The organism is Photobacterium iliopiscarium (assembly GCF_003026395.1).
GTDB classification, from domain to species: Bacteria; Pseudomonadota; Gammaproteobacteria; order Enterobacterales; family Vibrionaceae; genus Photobacterium; species Photobacterium iliopiscarium.
Window position 1 is genome coordinate 180,735 of the sequence record NZ_PYOO01000002.1, and the last position, 20,560, is coordinate 201,294.

Sequence of the window (20,560 nt, forward strand, 5' to 3'; positions counted from 1 at the left end):
CACACACTGATTAAATATCGGCCATATTAACAAATACAGTATCTATATATAAAAATATGGACCAATATCACGTAGTTATCATAATGTCATGTTTAACTTTTTCCATTTCAGCTACTATTTTAAAACTAACACCTTAATAAAAAGAAAGAAGTTGGAGATGGATTCATTCTCACCTCTTTATTATCTCCAAAATCCAATCTGGGTATTTGATGCTGATAATAAAAAAATCCTATGGGCAAATGATAAATCATTAGATTTATGGGAAATGACATCTATTGAAGAATTATTAGATCGTGATTTTAGTCAAGAGATATCAGCCGCCGCAGTGGCAACATTATTAGAATATCAACAAACATTTAAATCACACCAACCAATTAAAACTTGGTGGCGTTTTACCCCAAAACAAATAACTAAAAATATGCTGTGCTTATTTTCAGGTATTCCATTAACAGATGGGCGTACGGCGATGCTAATTGAAGTGATTGCTGATGAATCATCTCTACGTCGAGATCTCACCTTTTCTGATTGTTCAAATTTAGCACTGCTTTTTTCTGGCGATGGCCTTTTTATTAGTGCTAATGATGCCTTTTCAAGTAATTATGGTAATCATTTAATAGATCTTTCTGAGTTCATTGGTGATATAACACTTTCGCAGCAATGGTTAGAGGATGCAAAAAAAAACAATCACTTCAAATGCAACCGTCTATGTTGGACTGGTCAACGCCATCATTGGTTTGATATTGAAGCTAAATGGCTCAGTGATCATTCACAATTATTATTACAACTAGTCAATATCACTAAAGATAAAGAAAAATTGAATAAAGAAAAATATAATGCCGAGCATGATTTTCTGACTGGATTAATGAACCGCCGTGGTATTTCTACTGCGTTAAAAGCCAGCCATCATCATCTATCCCATTATAGTTTACTGTTTCTTAATCTTGATGGTTTTAAACTTATTAATGATTCTTATGGCCATGCTGCGGGAGATAAATTATTACGTGCCGTAGCTATTCGCTTATTAAACCTTGTTAAAGATAAAGGCCTAGTTGCTCGTTTTCGAGGGGATGAATTTATTATTCAAATCGAAAAACGTAATTACATCACTATTACTCACTTCACTGACCAAATAATAAAAACCTTAAGCCGTCCTTTTCATATTAAAGATATTGGTGAGCTTTCTATTAGTTGTAGTATTGGTACAGCAAATTACCCTGAAGATGCTAATAACGTTGATACCCTCGTAACCCAAGCCGATATAGCAATGCATCGCGCTAAACAGCGTGGAAGAAATTGTTACTATCCTTTTTTACAAGAAATGGCCGACGATCTGTACCGTAAAGTGACGTTACGTCATCATTTATCTCAAGCACTCGAAAATCACGATTTTGAACTCTATTATCAACCGATTATTGATTTAACTAATCAACAATTAAAAGGTTTTGAAGCATTGATCCGTTGGAATGATGAATCATTGGGACAAGTTTCTCCCGCTGAATTTATTCCTCTAGCAGAAGAAACTGGCCAAATTGTACCATTAGGGTTATGGGTTTTACACAAAGCCTGTCATCAACTTGCCATTTGGACTCAACGTTATTCGCAACCGTTTATTATCAGTATTAATGTATCACGAGCACAATTACAGCCAAATCTTGCACACACGATTAAACAAATAATTCGTCAATATAATGTTAATCCATCTCAACTTGCATTAGAGATCACTGAATCAACAATGTTACAAGATTATTGTGAAACCAAACCTTGTTTAGATGCATTAGCCGCAATGGGAATCGAACTCTATTTAGATGATTTTGGTACAGGATATTCTTCATTATCACAGCTACATGAGCTACCAATTAGCACGGTTAAGCTTAATCAAAGTTTTGTTCAGGGCGAACACACAAGTAGCAAAGTCATTATTGAAGCCACAAAAGCCATTTGTGACAAACTCAATCTAAAAATAGTCGCAGAAGGTGTAGAAACGCAGACACAGCTTGATTATATTAACCAATGTGGTTTTGATTATTGTCAGGGATATTTCTTTAGTCGACCAATGCCCGTTAATGAACTTGAAAAGAAATATTTCCAAGCTCCTGTAATGCGTAAACTTGTCCAATTATTATAATGGTATCCCTATCATTCATTATGATAGGGATTATTTGATTTTTAATCCGTAATATTAAGACGTTGTGCGTGAATTAATAAATTACGTGGCGTTATTGGTTTATCACAAAAAGTACCAAGCACAACCTCATAACCTTGCTCTTCAAGAAAACAAACGCGATCAAGTGCTAGCCAAATTTCAAGCGGACGTCGAAATAATTGTCGCACTAATTCCATACGTTCAATAATGGCAAATCGCTTTTCGCCTTGACGCTGCCACTCATCAAAATCAATGTTCTCAGGTAACTGCACACCTCTTCTTGCGGCAGCCCACACACAAAACGCTTCAAACCCCTGATTAAGCAATGCTTTTTGTACATTTGGCACAGAAAGATATGCCTCAGTTTGGCTTAACTCACGTTGTAATAAATCAAACCCTAATCGAAAACTGACTTCCACAAAACGTAGCTGTTTTACTCGATTACCCGCAGTAACGGTTTCTTGCAGAGGGAGGCGTAAATCGTGCTTAGATAGCATTAATGTACTGGTTTTCGTTGCCATAGACATTGGCTGATAGTGTGATTGACGAATAAGGTGATAACAACACGGTGAAATACTGACTGCGGCCCCTTTTTTAGCAACCACCCGTTCTAACAATGACACGTGTAAATCACCACAAGCATGTAACGCAACCGCATGTTGATTGGTGGTAATAGCCTCATCACTATCTGCGCTAAATGCATCGGCATGAACAAAATTAATATTCAATTGTAATTGCTTAGCTGCTTGCTCACCATCAATACATAATTGCTGTTGCCACTCAAGGCTCGTAACAGGCTGTTGATGTGATATCGCCAATACACGCCCAAGATACCCTTTACCGGCACACCACTCTAACCATGGCAAACCTAACGGTGGTAGTACTTCATTAAAAGCAATAATTTGTTGCCACTTTCGCCCTGGAATACCACTATCAAAACCTTGAGGTATGGATGTTTTAGTACGCGCTAATGGTTGTATTTCAGTTACAAGTTGCGTTAGCGCCTCAGCGTCTTCAATCCATGGCGTCAATGCTGCCGTTAATGCATGAATATCATCACCGAACAACTGTAACTGATTGTCATCTAACGCCATTAACCATTGACAAAATGGCAAATTTTGATGCCAAACAAACCCACGTTCAGCAAATGGCATAAACTGCCAAAAGTGACGATTCTTTACCAATAATGCATCAAGACGATGAAAAAGCTCAACGTAGTTAGACATAAACAACCATTAACCCACCAAAATTGGAGGCTAGTGTATACCAAGCTAACAACTTACACATTAATCAAATAAAAAAACCGCCATCACTAGCGGTTATGAATCAAGCCAATAACAGATGATATTATCTAATCGGTAAGTCCATTGAGGAAAACATCTCATTTATTTCTGCTGCATTTTTTAATGCTATAGCTTGATCAACAATATTACGCGTAAGATGAGGCGCAAAACGCTCTATAAAATCATACATATAAGTACGTAAAAAAGTGCCTTTCTTAAAGCCTATCATGGTCGTACTTGACTCAAAAATATGGCTTGCATCTAGAGCGACTAAATCATCATCAGCATCAGGATCCATCGCCATACTAGCAATAACACCCACCCCAAGCCCTAAACGTACATAGGTCTTAATAACATCGGCATCCGTTGCAGTAAATACAATTCTTGGTGTCAATCCTGAACGATTAAAAGCACTATCAAGTTCAGATCGCCCAGTAAAGCCAAACACATAAGTCACTAATGAATAAGCAGCTAAATCGTGAATAGTAATAGTAGGTTTAGTCGCAAGAGGATGATCTTTACGTACCACAATTGAGCGATTCCAGTAATAACAAGGCAGCATAATCATATCTTGATATAAATGTAGTGCTTCCGTTGCTATGGCAAAATCAGAATTACCTTTACCGACCGCATCTGCAATTTGACTTGGTGTGCCTTGGTGCATATGTAACGAAACTTTAGGAAATCTCGTTGTAAATCCTTGAATCACCTGCGGCAGTGCATAACGAGCTTGTGTATGCGTTGTTGCAATATTCAACGTACCCATCTCAGGATGAGTATGCTCGCCGGCAACCGCTTTAATGCTTTCAACGCGAGATAAAATATCACGTGAAATACGTACGATTTCTTCACCAGCAGACGTAACTTTAGTTAAATGCTTACCGCTACGTTCAAAAATTTGAATACCTAATTCATCTTCTAATAAACGTACTTGCTTACTAATACCCGGTTGAGACGTATATAAACTCTCAGCGGTTGATGAAACATTGAGGTTATGATTTACGACCTCAACGATATAACGCAATTGTTGTAATTTCATGGTCTCGCCCAATCAATAATCCGTTACCTTTCACACTTAGTCCTAAAATCTTTAACTGATTTTTATCTCAAAGTATGATCGTGCAACCATGTAATAAATATTTTATATATTGAATTAACCTTGTTTCATAGTATTTATTTAGTTTTAATCATAAAAATACTATTCCATCATCCAATAAGCATGAAGCAATGCTAAGACATTACATTACAAATCTTTTTATTACGGAAAAATAGCACTCTTTGTTACGTTGTAATGCTGCATGTTGAAGTAATTTCAGCATAAAAACAAAGCATTTAATTTAAAAAACCATTTATTTCTCTATCACGTTATTTAGTTAGCATTTTTTACTAACAAACTACCACCAAACAAAGAGATAGTGTATCTTTCTTAGTAATACATCAACCATGGATGATAGACACACTTTATGAGTATCCCTCTCGTTATTGGCTTAATCAGTCTTCTGCTCGTTTTAATTATTGGCTATAGCATTATCATTCAATACCGCCAACGGTTAGAAAGTGCCAAACAACAAGAATTAGCGAAGCAAGTCGCAATCATTGACGCCACAGAAGAGCTCATTAGTAATGCTAGTCACTTACCTTATAGTAAAGAACTCTTAGTTTGTCTTAATAAACGTATTCTTTATGCACTTGAAACTATTGCTGAAGTTGACACTAAAGATCGCTCTTTGAAACAACGTATACATCATGTAAATGAGCAGATATCACACTTAGAAACACACTTTGATCAAACCAATGTTGTCCCTTTCCAAGTGCCTAATTCTGATCGTCAAGCTATTGGTATGTTACAGCTAGTAAAACGTTTAAAAAGTGTGATAAAGGGAGAACATGGCAAAGGCCGTATTGCAACTCAAGCCTACGTACTTGAAAATACACGCTTAGATAATATGCAATTAAGAATTAATATTGAAAACGTCGTTAAACGTGCTAATGATGCTCGCTTAAAACGTCAATTTGGCACAGCCAAACAATTGCTTAAAAAAGGGATTGATGTTCTATCATCTCGTAATGATGATTATGCAACTAAAGCCAAGCAGAAACTTCAGTACATGCTAGGTGAAATTGATAATAATATGAGTGTCAGTAGCGAGCAAGAACGCCAACAATTACTCGAAAAAGATAATGATGAATTAGATGTCTTATTTCAACCAAAGCGAAAATGGTGATTTAATTCTCTTTGTCTTACACTAGCTCAACGATAAAGGTCGCCATCGCGGCCTTTTTTACGCCTTCGATAACAATAAATAAAGACATGCCTTATGGATAACGATAACACTCAACACATGGTTAATGAATTACTCAAGCCTATCAATCAATTTCTTCAATGTGAAACCCCTGATGGCTGGATCCAGGAAGCCAGAAAACCAGAAAACCTGATCCCATTACTGGTTGATCATTGTAATTGTGAGCTTAAAGCAAGTCAGACAGCCATGTTTATGGTCCGTAAATATGCCGTCGATAAGCAGAGTGGTGAGGCACTAATGGCATGGGCGAAACCTTATGAAGATTTCGTTTATGGTGGAAATAACCGCTCAACAGCCCATTTTCACAGTAAGAAAAATGGCCTACTCGCCCCACTAACGCCTCGCAGTGATTTTTCTCATGGCCAAGAATTGATCGATAAAATGGTGCGGCTAATAAAAGAAGAATTTCATCACTTTGAACAAGTGTTAGAAATTATGGATAAGCGTAGTATCCCTTATAGCAACCTTCATGCAGGACGTTATGCCAAAGGGTTAATGAAAGCCGTACGTACGCATGAACCTGCGACGTTAATCGATAAGCTTATTGTCGGTGCATACATAGAAGCACGATCTTGTGAACGATTCGCTAAACTTGCGCCTTATTTAGATCCAGAACTTAAAAAGTTCTATATTTCATTATTACGTTCAGAAGCGCGTCATTATCAAGATTACCTGACTCTGGCTGAAAAAATCGCTGGAACAAACATTGCCGATCGTATTCGAGCAATTGGTAGCAAAGAAGCTGAATTAATTATAACGCCTGATGATACATTCCGATTTCACAGTGGTCTTCCTGTCACCACCATCGCTTGTGTTTAAAATCATAAGATCACGTGTAGCACCTACAAAAAAACCGCCAAATTTGGCGGTTTTTTTTAATCACAGAATAATGAATTACTCTTCTTCTGCTGATTTTTCTTTTTTAGGCTTTTTACGCTTATCGGTAATTTCCCATTTACCATCCACAAATAGACCCGTCCAGCCACTTGGCTTACCGTCTATTTCTGAGCGCACATAGTTTTCTTTCGTTTTACGAGAGAAACGAATCACTGTTGGTAAACCATCAGGATCAGCCACAGGCGCATCAGTTAAGTATAAGAACTTAGGTGATAAACGTTCTTTAAAGCGTACAAGCTCTTCCACTAAAGGTGCACGGGTTTCACGTGATTTAGGGAAGGTACTCGCTGCCATGAACAAACCAGACGCACCATCACGTAAAACAAAGTACGCATTAGTGTCTTGTGTACATGGAATTTCAGGTAAATGTACAGGATCTTCTTTTGGTGGCGCAACTTCGCCATTCTTTAGAATCTTACGGGTGTTCTTACACTCTTCGTTAGTACACCCCATGTACTTACCAAAACGACCGTTCTTCAGTTCCATATCAGAACCACACTTGTCGCATTCAATCAGCGGACCTTCATAGCCTTTAAGCTTGAACTCACCTTTTTCAACAATGTAACCATCACAGCTTGGGTTATTACCACAAACGTGAAGTTTACGATCTTGATCAATCAGGTAAGCATCCATTGCTGTGCTACAAATAGGACAACGTTTCTTGGCACGTAATGCTGCCGTTTCAACATCTTCCTCTAGAACATTAACAATGCCTTCTTCGCTGCCTAAATTGATCGTTGTTTTACAACGCTCTTTAGGTGGCAATGCGTAGCCAGAACAACCAAGGAATACCCCAGTTGATGCAGTACGAATACCCATTGGACGCGAACATGTTGGACATTGAATATCAGTTAGCACGATATTGTTAGGCTGCATACCGCCTTCTGATTCATCTAACTCCGCTTTTTGAAGCTCAGTTGTAAAATCAGAGAAGAACTCATCGAGTACTTTCTTCCAGTTTTTCTCACCTTCAGCGATTTTATCAAGATTACCTTCCATACGGGCAGTAAAATCAAAATCCATCAAATCAGGAAAACTGTTATCAAGGCGGTTAGAAACAATCTCACCCATCTTTTCTGCATAGAATCGACGTTGATCAACACGTACATAGCCACGATCTTGAATGGTTGAAATAATCGACGCATACGTTGATGGACGACCAATACCACGCTTTTCAAGTTCTTTAACCAATGCTGCTTCTGTAAAGCGAGCTGGTGGCTTAGTAAAATGCTGCTTAGGCTCAACATGTTCTAACTTCAATACATCGCCAACGTTTACTTCTGGCAATGTTGTGTCTTCATTTTTACCAGATGGACGCTGTACTAATGTCCAACCTGCAAAACGCAATGTACGGCCTTTCGCTTTTAGCAAGAAATTACCTGCTTTAACGTTGATCGTACTTGAATCGTATTTTGCTGGCATCATCTGACAAGACACAAATTGACGCCAAATTAAGTCATACAACTTAACTGCGTCTTGATCCATGCCTTCTAAATGTTCGGCTTTTACTTCAACGCTTGAAGGACGAATGGCTTCGTGCGCTTCTTGAGCATTTTTCTTACTACCATAAATATTGGCATTTTCAGGTAAATACTCATTACCGTACTCACTACCAATAAACTCACGCGCAGCTTCAACCGCCTCTTTTGAAAGGTTGGTTGAGTCAGTACGCATGTAAGTAATATAACCCGCTTCATACAGACGCTGTGCAAGGCCCATGGTGCGCTTAACACCATAACCTAGACGTGTACTTGCCGCTTGTTGAAGTGTCGAGGTGATATAAGGCGCAGATGGCTTACTGCTGGTTGGGCGATCTTCACGCTCAATCACTTCATACGCTGCTTTTTCAAGTAGCGCATGGGCAGCCATCGTATCGACTTTATTTTCAGGACGGAATGCTTTACCCGCCTGTTGCGCGACCATTAATCGTAATGCATCTTTGCCTACGGTTAAGGTATCAGCATGAATATCCCAAAACTCTTCAGGATCAAATGCGTTAATTTCATGCTCACGTTCCACAATCAGCTTTACCGCCACTGATTGTACACGACCAGCAGAAAGGCCACGTGCAACCTTTTTCCACAATAGTGGTGATACCATGAAGCCAACAACACGGTCGAGGAATCGACGGGCTTGTTGCGCATTCACGCCATCAATATTCAATTCACCAGGTTGTTCAAATGCTTGTTGAATCGCATTTTTAGTGATTTCGTTAAATACAACTCGTTTATAGCGTGATTCATCGCCACCGATGATCTCACGAAGGTGCCACGCAATGGCTTCTCCTTCGCGGTCTAAATCCGTTGCGAGATAGATACAGTCAGCATCTTCTGCTAATTTTTGAAGTTCACTAACGACTTTTTCTTTACCAGGAAGTATTTCATAATGCGCATTCCAATCATCATAGGGATCAACACCCATCTTGCTGATTAACGCTTTACGATCTTTCTTGTGTTTAATCGCCGCTTTTTCTTCAACACTCAACCCTTTAGTCGATGTTGCCACAGCTTTTTTACCGCCACTGCGGGCGCCCGTTGGTAAATCACGTACGTGACCAACGCTTGATTTTACAATGAAATCCTTACCCAAGTACTTATTGATTGTTTTCGCCTTGGCAGGGGACTCCACGATAACGAGAGATTTACCCATAATGACCCTATTACGTCCTCGTGCTCGCTAATTCTAAAAATATAAATAACTGCTTAGCTAATCATTAGCGCCACAACATTCGACCAATCTCATTAAGTCACTAATCGAAGAATCTAACCAGAGTAGTGAATTAATATGATGAGTTACAATTTGAGAATGATACATATTTGCAATTAATTATTGCACTTCATTTTCGTAAAATACTCTTTACATATTGGGCTAGAAAATAAGAAGGTCAACTGCTTTTTAATTAATTTCGTCTATTTGGTTGTACCTTCCGCACTTGTTGTTAATTTGTAAATATTTTTCACAGTACGTTTTAGCCCCTTACAACGTACTGATAATCAAGGCGATAAAATTCAAATTTACCTTATAGGACAATCACTTTGATAGTTTCTAGCCTCTGTAATAACATAAAACCGCATCATCATTATCATCTATATAGAATTATTTGATCAGCTTTACTAATTTTTTTTGCATTTAATCACAGTATTTGTTCTTTTTAATATAATTTGCACTCTTATTTGAATAAATATTAACCAATTGACAATCTTGTTATTTGTTTTCTAGGTGCAACTTACTTAAACTGTATTTATTTCACTATCAATGAGTATTAATCATGGCTAATAAAGCTGAAATTTCGATCAATGAGTTATTAATGATCGCAAATCAAATCATTCAAGATAACAAAGATTATGCCGAAGGCATGCGCGCAACATCGGTTACAGAGAAAGATGGCGTGTTGATATTCAAAGGTGAATACTTCCTTGATGATGATGGTCTGCCAACAGCTAAAACGACTGCTGTATTTAATATGTTTAAATTCCTAGCTCATAAATTATCGCCAGAATTCACGCTAAATACGCTACTTGTTTAAACAAAAAAAACCCGCAATCACTGCGGGGTTTTTTTATACGACAACGTAAATTGTATTACATAAATGGACGCTGACCACGCGCTACCCACTTCATTAATAATGTATCCGCAGCTTCACTTGACGCGCCAGATAACTTCTCAATTAACTTCTTACGACGTACATATTTCACTTGTAATACTTCACGCGCTTTACACGCTTCAGTGATCAAATCATCACTGGTGCTAATCTGATCAACTAAGCCTAATTCAAGTGCTTGTTGACCAAACCAATGCTCACCTGTTGCCACTTTATTAAGATCAAGTTCAGGGCGATGAACAGCAATAAATTGTTTAAATAAACCGTGTGTTTCTTCAATTTCTTCTTTGAATTTCTCACGCGCTTTATCTGAGTTTTCACCAAACATAGTTAAAGTACGTTTAAACTCACCTGCGGTAATTTGTTCAAACTCAATATCGTTTTTCTTCAATACCTTACTAAAGTTTGGTAGCTGTGCAATAACGCCAATAGAGCCCACAATAGCAAACGGTGCTGATACAATTTTATCCGCAACACATGCCATCATATAACCACCACTTGCGGCTACTTTATCAACAGCAATCGTTAGTGTAATACCCGCCGCTTTTAAACGATCAAGTTGTGATGATGCTAAACCATACGCATGTACCATACCGCCACCCGTTTCTAAACGTAGCAATACTTCATCACCTTCAATTGCAATCGCTAAAATAGCACTGATTTCTTGGCGTAATGACGACACTTCACGTGCATCAATACTGCCATGAAAATCAATCACAAATAAACGCGGATCACGGGTCGTGGTTAAATTACCATTTTTCACCGCTTGTTTTATTTCATTTTGGCGCGCTTTATCTTGTTCTTTATCTGATTTTTTATCCGCTTTATCACGTGCTTTTAATAACGCTTTATCAAATAAATGTAATTCTAGCTGCTCAACAGTCTCTTTATACTGTTCGGTTAAATCGATAACTTCTAGCTCACCTTTTTGCGAACCATGACGACCATTTAACGCTTTTGCTAACACCAATATACCAACAATCGCAATAACAACTGTCGCTATTTTGGCGAAAAACAAACCATATTCAAACAAAAATTCCAAGATTAAATCCTCTATTTGGCAAGAAAAAGCGCCATAATTTATTGTAAAAGAGTAATAACTATCGCCACTATTACGTCGATTTATCCCTATAATAAACCAATATCATCGACACGATATTCACATAAAACCACATTCTCTCAGAATGTAAATTCTGATATGTTTTAGTAGTAATCGATATTACAGTCAAGCTCAAGACTTGATACGTTCTTAGATGAAAAAACACTCAAATAACGACAAAAAGACACTATTTAAAAGGAAGCTACGGTGGATTATCAAATTGCTGCGAATAATTTAAAAGATCGCGTGATATTAGTAACAGGCGCTGGTGATGGTATCGGCCGTGAAGCGGCAATCCAATATGCAGCTCATGGTGCGACCGTGCTGCTACTAGGAAGAACCGTTGCCAAACTTGAAGCGGTTTACGATCAAATAGAAAAAAATGGCAATAAACAAGCTGTGATTATTCCTTTAGATTTAATGGGTGCAACCAAACAACACTACCTTGAGATGGCAAGCACCATTCAGCAGCAATTTGGACGCTTAGATGGCGTACTACACAATGCGGGATTATTAGGTCAACTAAGTCCACTTGAGCATATTGAAGAAGCAACGTTTGATGATGTTATGCAAGTTAACGTAAAAGCACAGCTCTTACTTACCCAAGCAATTTTACCATTAATCAAACAATCACCAGATGGGCGAATTATCTTTACCTCATCAACCGTTGGTCACAACGGACGCGCATTTTGGGGAACTTATGCTATTTCTAAATTTGCCACAGAAGGCATGATGCAAGTATTAGCCGATGAACTTAGTGATACATCAGTTAATGTTAATGCCATTAATCCAGGTGGCACTCGCACAGGGATGCGAGCACAAGCCTTTCCGGCGGAAGATGCCCGTTTATTGAAAACACCACAAGATATTATGCCGCTTTACTTATACCTCATGGGACCTGAAAGCCGTCATGTTTCAGGGCAATGTATTGACGCTCAACCTAAGCGTAAACCAAGTGTCAGTGGCGAAGAATAATAATGATTCAATGCTGTAATCAGTAAATTATAGCGATAAAAAAAGCCGACATCGCTGTCGGCTTTTTTACATCAATAGCGTACTTTACGCGTTAGTAGTATGTAGACACTTACTTACGAGTACGAGGTTTAGCTGGCTTATTTGCTAATGGGTTACGACGATTTGCCGCATTACCAGAAGGCTTACGCTTACCAGAACCATTTTGTGGCTTATCTGATGCGTTATAAGGCTTCTTCTCATCATCTCGAGGCTTACCCGCAATGTGCACAGGTTTGCTTTGAGCGCGATCTGAACGTGGTTTAGGTTTAGTGTTATCACGAACAGGTGCGGGTTTAGTACGACCACGGCCACCACGTTGCTCTTGTTGTTGTGAATCAACTTCAGCATTACGGCTTGCACTTGATGGTGCACGACGATCATTATTACGACCGCGACGACCACCAGTACCAGTTGTCTCTACACGCTCTTCATGACGACGAACAGCACGACGAATTTGACGAATACCTTTTTTGCGCTTCTGGCCTTCAACGGTTAATAACGTTTCAGTTTCAGGTGGCAATTCTACGGCAGTACGCAGTTCATTTACTTCTTTTAGTTCAAGCTCGCTCCAACCACCACGAGGCATATCTTTCGTTAAGTAAACATCACCATAACGAACACGTTTCAGACGACTAACCGTTACACCTTGTGAATCCCATAAACGACGAACTTCTCGGTTACGGCCTTCAGTGATCATAACGTAGAAAGTATGATTCATACCTTCACCGCCAGAATAAACAACATCTTCAAAACGTGCTACGCCGTCTTCTAGCTCAACGCCTTTAACGACATTTTTTATCATCTGTTCGTTTACTTCACCAAATACACGTACCATGTATTCACGTTCTACAGTACGGCTTGGGTGCATTAAACGGTTAGCCAATTCACCATCGGTGGTGAAAAGTAGCAGGCCTGATGTGTTCGCATCTAGACGACCAACAGAAACCCAACGGCCTGTTGTTAGACGTGGTAGACGATCGAAAACAGTACGACGACCTTCAGGATCATGACGAGTACATAGCTCACCTTCTGGCTTGTTATAAGCCAAAATGCGACAGATTTCTTCATCTGATGAAATTAATGTGATGTTATTACCATCAATACGAACATTAACACTAAGATCTTCAAGACGATCACCCAGTGTAGCAACAACACCATCAACACTAACACGGCCGTTTTGAATCATTAATTCGATTTCACGACGAGAACCTTGACCAGCACGTGCTAGTACTTTTTGTAATTTTTCGCTCATTGTAAATAAACCTTTGTCGCCTTCACAGGCGTCGAAATTCTCATCAAAAAACCACCGATTGATACGTTCTAGTAGCAAGCATTGCTTTAAAAAGAAAGTGACATGGGATGATTGATGCGAATAGCAATAATTTGGATTCTAACGCGATAATCTATCATGCTAGATATGTAGCCGATCATTATCGCAAATATAACGATTATTTACCATAAAAATAGCGATAAAAAAAACGTATCATAAACAACATGATACGTTTATAAAAATGCATATAACAACAATATAATTATGGCCGAAATTAAACGGTTTTATTCAAACGGCGTAATATCACCAGCGCCAATACGTACAATATCAATATTGCCGTCACTAAAATCGATAACGGTTGTTGGCTGCTCACTGAGATAACCACCGTGCATAATAAGATCGACAGCGTGCTCTAATTGGTCACGAATCTCATCAGGATCTGCTTCTGTGGTCTCTTTACCCGGAAGAATCAAACTGGTCGACATCATCGGTTCACCCAAGGCTTCAAGTAATGCTAAAGCAATATTGTTATCGGGAACACGAATACCAATCGTTTTACGCTTAGCGTTCATCAATCGACGTGGGACTTCTTTGGTACCTTTAAAAATAAAGGTATAAGCACCTGGGGTATTATTTCGTAATAAACGAAACGCAATATTATCAACCCGAGTATAAAGCGACAGCTCAGATAAATCACGGCATAACAAGGTAAAGTTATGCTTATCGTTTAAACGTCGTATTTGGCAAATACGCTCTAGCGCTTGTTTGTTTTCCATTTGACAACCCAAGGCATAACCTGAGTCGGTAGGATAAACAACAACACCACCATTTTTAATAATATCAACCGCTTGATTAATTAAACGCGTTTGAGGTGTTTCCGGATGCACATAAAAAAATTGACTCATTTATCCTCCTTTGAGGCAGATAACTCCGTGGTTATTTCTACCTCAACCCGCTTTTTCTCTACCGTCCAATCTTGCCATAACGGCACCACATCTTTCGGTAACCACAAATTACGGCCTAATTCGGTCCATGGGGATGGATAATGAAAATCAGACCCTTGTGAAGCGAGTAAATTATATTCAATGGCGTAATCCCCAAAAGTACGTCGTTCTTGCGGTGCTTGCTGAGGTTGAGCAACTTCAATGCCGTCGCCTTCTGCTTCAATAAAGTGCTGAATTAAGCGCTTTATCCATTTTGCCGTCATTTGGTAACGACCGGGATGAGCAATAACAGCTTGGCCACCAGCAGCATGGATCACCGTCACGGCATCAGCAATTGAGCACCAACTTGGTGGCACATAACCAGGATTGCCTCGGGTTAAGAATTTCTTAAACACCGCTTGCATAGTTTTGGCATAACCTTGTTCAACCAACCAACGAGCAAAATGCGCACGCGTAATCGACGCGTCGCCCGCTAATGCCATTGCACCGTCAAAAGCGCCTGGCATCTTATTTTTTTCTAACCGTGCGCCAATCTCTTTTGCACGTTCAAGTCGGTGTTCGGCTTGGGCGCTAATAAATGAAATTAACTCAGGATGATTGGGATCTATATTAAGCCCAACGATATGAATATCAAAGTTTTGCCACACCGTTGATATCTCAATACCATTAATTAACGTAATCGGTAATTGTTCTTGTTCAATAACGGCATGCGCTTGTGCAAGCCCATTAATCGTATCGTGATCGGTAATTGCCAACACATCAACCCGCATATCCACGGCACGTCGAACAAGATCTTGCGGCGATAAGCGGCCGTCTGACGCTGTAGTATGACAATGTAAATCAAACAACATAACTTTTACTTCTTGACTTTGTTTTTATGAACTAGTTTACTAGTACGCAATTACTAGGAATGATATTTGCTTTTATCATCATCGCCTTTAGCTAGTTTAAACCAATTCACTGCTATATACCTGATACCTTGGTAAGCCTTGGATATAGCAGCAGACAAATAGGATAACGTCATGTTACAGCAAATTAGTATCCAACGACCGCCTTTCTTGATTATTTACGAATGGCAAGCCATGTTATAGAAACAGTAAAAGACAGTAACATTTGGTACTTTTACTCAAGCCCATCATTATATAATGATTTTTTTTAGTCATAACAACATGAATGATAACCACCCAATACATTGATTATTATCAACTTGACTAAAATAAAACATCACAAGGCATTTTGTTAAAAATTATCGGTAAAAGTAAAAAACTAATCTTGCTCAAATGATCAGTTTACGCCACTATCGAATAATAAAAGCAGGATCGCATTAGTACAAACGGCAGGGAGAACGCTGTGACAACTCACTCTATTGGATCGCATATCGATAACACAACACCAGAAAATCAACATCAAATTAAGGTACTTAACCTCGATGTACCTTATATGGCTGACCCTACTGATGCTTATTTTACACTGTGTGGTGATAGCCCTTGCCATCTATTATTAGAATCAGCCGAAGTCGATTCGAAACAAGATCTTAAAAGCTTATTATTGATTGATGCCGCCGTGCGGATAGTTTGTCGTGGCAAAGAGGTTATATTAGAAGCTCTGTCTGACAATGGTCAACGCATCCTGCATGTTCTCAACAGCCATCTCAAGTCTGATATTAAAGCGATCTATAATGCTGATACGCTGCGCTTACATTTTCCAACCCATGTTCAGACGTTAGATGAAGACTCTCGCCTACGCCAAACCTCATCTTTTGATGCGTTACGGCTAATTCAACATGCCTTTGATACCGAAAACCATCCTCGCGATGCATTATTCATTGGTGGCTTATTTGCTTATGATTTAGTGGCTGACTTTGAACCACTTATCGCCGTTGATGCGGATAATAGCTGTCCTGATTATATTTTCTATATCGCTGAAACATTGTTGATTATTGATCATCAACACCAACAAGCACACTTACAAGCAACCTTGTTTGAGCATAATACCCCGTCAATTGCGGATGATATTCAACACCGTTTAGACACACTTAAAACCCGTTGTCTTAATCCTCAGTCATTGCCCGTTGCACCCGCTATCACCGCTTGTGTCCCCGTTCCAACGATAACGGATCATGACTTCAGCCAAACCGTTGCCGCCCTAAAACAATTTGTTATTCGAGGTGATGTGTTTCAAGTTGTGCCATCTCGACAATTTAAGCTGCCGTGTCCCTCGCCGCTTAACGCGTATAAAGCATTAAAAATTGGTAACCCAAGTCCGTATATGTTTTATCTGCATGATACTGACTTTACCTTATTTGGTGCCTCGCCAGAGAGTGCATTGAAATATTGTACCCAATCTAACCAAGTTGAAATCTACCCTATTGCAGGTACACGTCAGCGCGGCAAAAACAAAGATGGTTCAATTAATCTCGATCTCGATACGCGTATCGAACTAGAACTTCGTTGTGACACCAAAGAAAATGCTGAACATATGATGCTGGTTGATTTAGCCCGCAATGATGTCGCCCGTATTAGCCAAGCAGGAAGCCGCCACGTAGCTGATTTATTACATGTTGATCGTTATAGCCATGTGATGCATTTAGTGTCGCGAGTCGTGGGCCAATTGCGCCATGATCTTGATGCCCTGCACGCTTATCAAGCTTGTATGAACATGGGTACCTTAACGGGCGCACCTAAAATTAGAGCCATGCAACTTATCCGTGAAGTTGAACAACGTCGCCGTGGAAGCTATGGCGGTGCGGTTGGTTATATTACAGGACATGGGGATATGGATACCTGCATTGTGATCCGTTCTGCTTATGTCGAAAACGGTATCGCCAGTGTTCAAGCAGGTGCAGGGGTGGTTTATGACTCCATACCACAAGCCGAAACAGATGAAACCAAATCGAAAGCACAAGCGGTAATCAATGCCATTCGTCACGCCCATCAAGGTTAAGGAGCACAAGATGACCATCACGAAAAATCACCATAATGCCCATATTGTATTGTTAGATAACTTTGATTCCTTTACTTATAACCTTGTTGATCAATTTCGAAGTCTGGGTTTTCCCGTCACGATTTATCGTAATCATTTATCAGCGCAACAAATCGAACACGCATTACTTGAACATAAAAATCCGGTATTAGTGTTATCACCAGGCCCTGGCGCACCAGCTGATGCGGGATGCATGCCTGAACTTATTCAACGCGTCAAAGGCAAAATCCCAATGTTAGGTATTTGCCTCGGTCATCAAGCGATTATTGAAGCTTATGGTGGCACCGTCGCCGGCGCTGGCGATATCGTGCATGGTAAAGCCGCAATGATAACCCACAACCAGCACCCTGTTTTTGGTCAACTTGCCAGCCCACTCACCGTCGCCCGTTATCATTCTTTAGTCGCAACCCATGTTCCTGCTAGCCTTGAAACGATTGCTGATGTAAATGGATTAGTGATGGCGGTCGTTAATGAACACGACAAAGTCTGTGGCTTTCAATTTCACCCAGAATCTATCCTTACTACTCAAGGCGCAGAACTACTTACTCATACACTGGCTTGGGTTATCAAAGCACCCACCACATGCCTAAATACCCATTAAGGAAGATGATGAACGCTACTATTTCTAAACTCGCTGACAAACTCTACGCCCAACATCCCTTGAGCGAAGAAGAAAGCCATGTTCTCTTTGATGCGATCATCAATGGAGAAGTTGAGCCGATTGTATTATCAGCCGTATTAACAGCCTTAAAAATTAAAGGTGAAACCCCCGCAGAAATTGCAGGCGCAGCTAAAGCACTGGTTAAAAATGCCAGCCCTTTTCCCCGACCAGATTATGATTTCGCAGATATTGTTGGTACGGGTGGCGATGGCGCTAATACCATCAACATTTCTACTACCGCCGCCTTTGTCGCTGCTGCCTGTGGTGTAAAAGTGGCTAAACATGGCAACCGTGGCGTATCAAGCAAATCAGGATCATCCGATTTATTAGATAAATTTGGGATTAATTTAACCATGCCAGCCCAAACAGCACGCCAAGCATTAGATGAGCTTGGGATCTGTTTTCTATTTGCGCCTGAATATCACGGTGGCGTACGTCATGCGATGCCGGTACGACAAACATTACAAACGCGCACTATTTTTAATGTCTTAGGCCCATTAATTAACCCTGCCAAACCTAATATTCAATTAATGGGGGTTTATGATATCGCTTTGGTTCGCCCTATTGCTGAAACCTTAGCAACAATGGGATTAAAACGTGCTGCGGTGGTACATGGTAGCGGACTTGATGAAGTTGCCATTCATGGTGAAACCCATGTGGCTGAAATTATTGATGGGGTGATCACCGAATACACTCTTACTCCGGCTGACTTTGGGCTCAAAAGCTATCCTTTAGAAGCCATTCGTGGCGGTGAGCCGGATGAGAACCGTACCCTCATTGAACATATTCTAACGGGTAAAGGAACACCCGCGCAAGAAGGTGCCGTCGCTGTTAATGTTGCACTCTTATTGCGCCTTTTTGGCCATCAGGATCTTAAAGAAAATACTCAACTCGCAATCACCATCATGCGTTCAGGTAACGCGTATCAACTTGTAGAACAACTGGCAGCACGAGGTTAATCATGGAAACAGTCCTTGCTAAAATTATCGCGGATAAAAAAATCTGGGTCGATGCCCGCAAAGAAGCGCAACCACTCGCCAGTTTTCGCCACCAGCTTACGCCTAGCGATCGTGATTTCTACCACGCGCTTGCCAATACAGATCAACATGGGTGCCATCGCCCTGCTTTTATTCTTGAATGTAAAAAGGCATCACCGTCAAAAGGCTTAATTAGAGAAGATTTCAATTTAGATGATATTGCGATGGTTTATAACCAATACGCCAGTGCTATTTCAGTATTAACTGACGAGAAATATTTTCAAGGCAATGTTGAGTTTTTACCGAAGGTACGCAGTCAAGTTACCCAACCAGTATTATGTAAAGACTTTATGATTGATAGCTACCAAGTTTATTTGGCGCGTCATTATCAAGCAGATGCGATTTTATTGATGTTATCTGTACTGGATGATGAACAATACCAAACGCTTGCCGCTGTGGCTGAATCACTCCAACTCGGTATTTTAACCGAAGTAAGTAATGAAGCTGAACTCACGCGCGCCATCACACTCAAGGCAAAAGTCGTCGGTATTAACAACCGTAATTTACGCGATTTAAGTATTGATCTAAATCGAACTAAACAGCTCGCGCCCAATTTACCTAAAGGCACAATTGTTATTTCTGAGTCAGGGATTTATACCCACCAGCAAGTACGTGAACTCTCGCCTTATGCCAATGGTTTTTTAATTGGTAGTTCATTAATGGCAGCTGATAACCTTGATTTAGCGGTTCGAAAAGTCTTATTTGGTGAACATAAAGTTTGCGGGTTAACCTCAAATGAAGATGCTCATCAGGCTTATCAACAAGGGGCAACCTATGGGGGTTTGATTTTCGTACCATCATCACCACGAGCTATTGATCTCGACCACGCTTTAGCGGTTACCGCCTCCGTTCCACTTAATTTTGTCGGTGTATTTCAAAACAGCCCATTGACAGACATTGTGACTACCGCAACAACTTTAGCCTTGGCTGCGGTGCAATTACACGGCAATGAATCACCACAATATATTGCGCAATTACGTGAGCAATTACCGGCTAACTGCCAAATATGGAAAGCCCACGCCATCACTGATAGCGTACCAGATCTTACTCAATGGTCAGTCGACAAGCACCTGTTTGACAGTAAAGTCGAAGGCAAAAGTGGAGGCACAGGTATCACCTTTGATTGGTCTTTAATTACACCAGAAAACAGATCAAACAGCTTACTTGCTGGTGGGCTCAACCCAGATAATGTACACCATGCCGCCTCGCTTGGTTTTAGCGGCTTAGATTTAAATTCCGGTGTAGAAAGCGCACCGGGTAAAAAAGATCCCCATAAATTAGCGGCAGCCTTTACGGCAATCAAACATATTAAGGACAATAAATAAT

Annotated in this window: 16 protein-coding genes; 9 read left to right on the forward strand and 7 right to left on the reverse strand. The window is 40.0% G+C overall.

Features of this window, described 5'->3' with window-relative positions; translation table 11 throughout:
- The first annotated feature begins 157 nt into the window (after positions 1 to 157).
- Positions 158 to 2,125, forward strand: coding sequence for a putative bifunctional diguanylate cyclase/phosphodiesterase (locus C9J51_RS04140; protein ID WP_107274877.1), 1,968 nt, complete (start codon positions 158 to 160; stop codon positions 2,123 to 2,125).
- Positions 2,126 to 2,166: 41 nt separating this feature from the next.
- Here C9J51_RS04140 and C9J51_RS04145 read toward each other — a convergent pair whose 3' ends face one another.
- Both C9J51_RS04145 and cysB read right to left on the reverse strand, forming a co-directional pair.
- The gene (locus C9J51_RS04145) at positions 2,167 to 3,369 is read right to left on the reverse strand and encodes a methyltransferase (protein ID WP_045039340.1); all 1,203 of its coding nucleotides are present in this window, start codon (positions 3,367 to 3,369) and stop codon (positions 2,167 to 2,169) included.
- A gap of 121 nt (positions 3,370 to 3,490) precedes the next feature.
- Positions 3,491 to 4,465, reverse strand: a complete 975-nt coding sequence (gene cysB / locus C9J51_RS04150) for an HTH-type transcriptional regulator CysB (protein ID WP_107274878.1) — start codon at positions 4,463 to 4,465, stop codon at positions 3,491 to 3,493.
- Positions 4,466 to 4,889: 424 nt separating this feature from the next.
- On the opposite strand from cysB, the gene C9J51_RS04155 reads away from it, so the two are divergent.
- A complete protein-coding gene (locus C9J51_RS04155) occupies positions 4,890 to 5,651 on the forward strand; it encodes a hypothetical protein (RefSeq protein ID WP_045035651.1) in 762 nt (253 codons plus the stop codon).
- 93 nt (positions 5,652 to 5,744) lie between these two features.
- Positions 5,745 to 6,548 (forward strand): tRNA isopentenyl-2-thiomethyl-A-37 hydroxylase MiaE, encoded by an 804-nt coding sequence (gene miaE / locus C9J51_RS04160; RefSeq protein ID WP_045035652.1) that lies wholly within the window; start codon positions 5,745 to 5,747, stop codon positions 6,546 to 6,548.
- 75 nt (positions 6,549 to 6,623) lie between these two features.
- Here miaE and topA read toward each other — a convergent pair whose 3' ends face one another.
- On the reverse strand, positions 6,624 to 9,275 hold the full coding sequence (gene topA, locus C9J51_RS04165) for a type I DNA topoisomerase (protein WP_045035653.1): 2,652 nt from the start codon (positions 9,273 to 9,275) through the stop codon (positions 6,624 to 6,626).
- A 619-nt stretch (positions 9,276 to 9,894) separates the two neighbouring features.
- On the opposite strand from topA, the gene C9J51_RS04170 reads away from it, so the two are divergent.
- Entirely contained in the window at positions 9,895 to 10,152 is a 258-nt protein-coding gene (locus C9J51_RS04170) for a DUF2498 family protein (protein WP_045035654.1), read from the forward strand.
- Positions 10,153 to 10,207: 55 nt separating this feature from the next.
- Here C9J51_RS04170 and sohB read toward each other — a convergent pair whose 3' ends face one another.
- Positions 10,208 to 11,269 (reverse strand): protease SohB, encoded by a 1,062-nt coding sequence (gene sohB, locus C9J51_RS04175; protein WP_045035655.1) that lies wholly within the window; start codon positions 11,267 to 11,269, stop codon positions 10,208 to 10,210.
- 264 nt (positions 11,270 to 11,533) lie between these two features.
- On the opposite strand from sohB, the gene C9J51_RS04180 reads away from it, so the two are divergent.
- A complete protein-coding gene (locus C9J51_RS04180) occupies positions 11,534 to 12,301 on the forward strand; it encodes a YciK family oxidoreductase (protein ID WP_045039339.1) in 768 nt (255 codons plus the stop codon).
- A gap of 109 nt (positions 12,302 to 12,410) precedes the next feature.
- On the opposite strand, the gene rluB is transcribed toward C9J51_RS04180, so the two are convergent.
- The 3 genes from rluB to rnm all read right to left on the reverse strand — a co-directional run bounded on the left by rluB (position 12,411) and on the right by rnm (position 15,405).
- Positions 12,411 to 13,592 (reverse strand): 23S rRNA pseudouridine(2605) synthase RluB, encoded by a 1,182-nt coding sequence (gene rluB / locus C9J51_RS04185; RefSeq protein ID WP_045039338.1) that lies wholly within the window; start codon positions 13,590 to 13,592, stop codon positions 12,411 to 12,413.
- Between the two features lie 302 nt (positions 13,593 to 13,894).
- A complete protein-coding gene (locus C9J51_RS04190; protein WP_045035658.1) occupies positions 13,895 to 14,515 on the reverse strand; it encodes an L-threonylcarbamoyladenylate synthase in 621 nt (206 codons plus the stop codon).
- The gene (gene rnm / locus C9J51_RS04195; RefSeq protein ID WP_045035659.1) at positions 14,512 to 15,405 is read right to left on the reverse strand and encodes an RNase RNM; all 894 of its coding nucleotides are present in this window, start codon (positions 15,403 to 15,405) and stop codon (positions 14,512 to 14,514) included. Before rnm ends, C9J51_RS04190 begins: the two co-directional genes overlap by 4 nt.
- Positions 15,406 to 15,994: 589 nt before the next feature.
- On the opposite strand from rnm, the gene C9J51_RS04200 reads away from it, so the two are divergent.
- The 4 genes from C9J51_RS04200 to trpCF are packed head-to-tail and all read left to right on the forward strand — an operon-like array spanning position 15,995 to position 20,559.
- A complete protein-coding gene (locus C9J51_RS04200) occupies positions 15,995 to 17,497 on the forward strand; it encodes an anthranilate synthase component 1 (protein ID WP_244907435.1) in 1,503 nt (500 codons plus the stop codon).
- Between the two features lie 10 nt (positions 17,498 to 17,507).
- Positions 17,508 to 18,137, forward strand: a complete 630-nt coding sequence (locus C9J51_RS04205) for an aminodeoxychorismate/anthranilate synthase component II (protein ID WP_045039336.1) — start codon at positions 17,508 to 17,510, stop codon at positions 18,135 to 18,137.
- Between the two features lie 8 nt (positions 18,138 to 18,145).
- Positions 18,146 to 19,156, forward strand: a complete 1,011-nt coding sequence (trpD, locus tag C9J51_RS04210; protein ID WP_045039335.1) for an anthranilate phosphoribosyltransferase — start codon at positions 18,146 to 18,148, stop codon at positions 19,154 to 19,156.
- Between the two features lie 2 nt (positions 19,157 to 19,158).
- A complete protein-coding gene (trpCF, locus tag C9J51_RS04215; protein WP_045035663.1) occupies positions 19,159 to 20,559 on the forward strand; it encodes a bifunctional indole-3-glycerol-phosphate synthase TrpC/phosphoribosylanthranilate isomerase TrpF in 1,401 nt (466 codons plus the stop codon).
- Position 20,560: the final 1 nt, after the last annotated feature.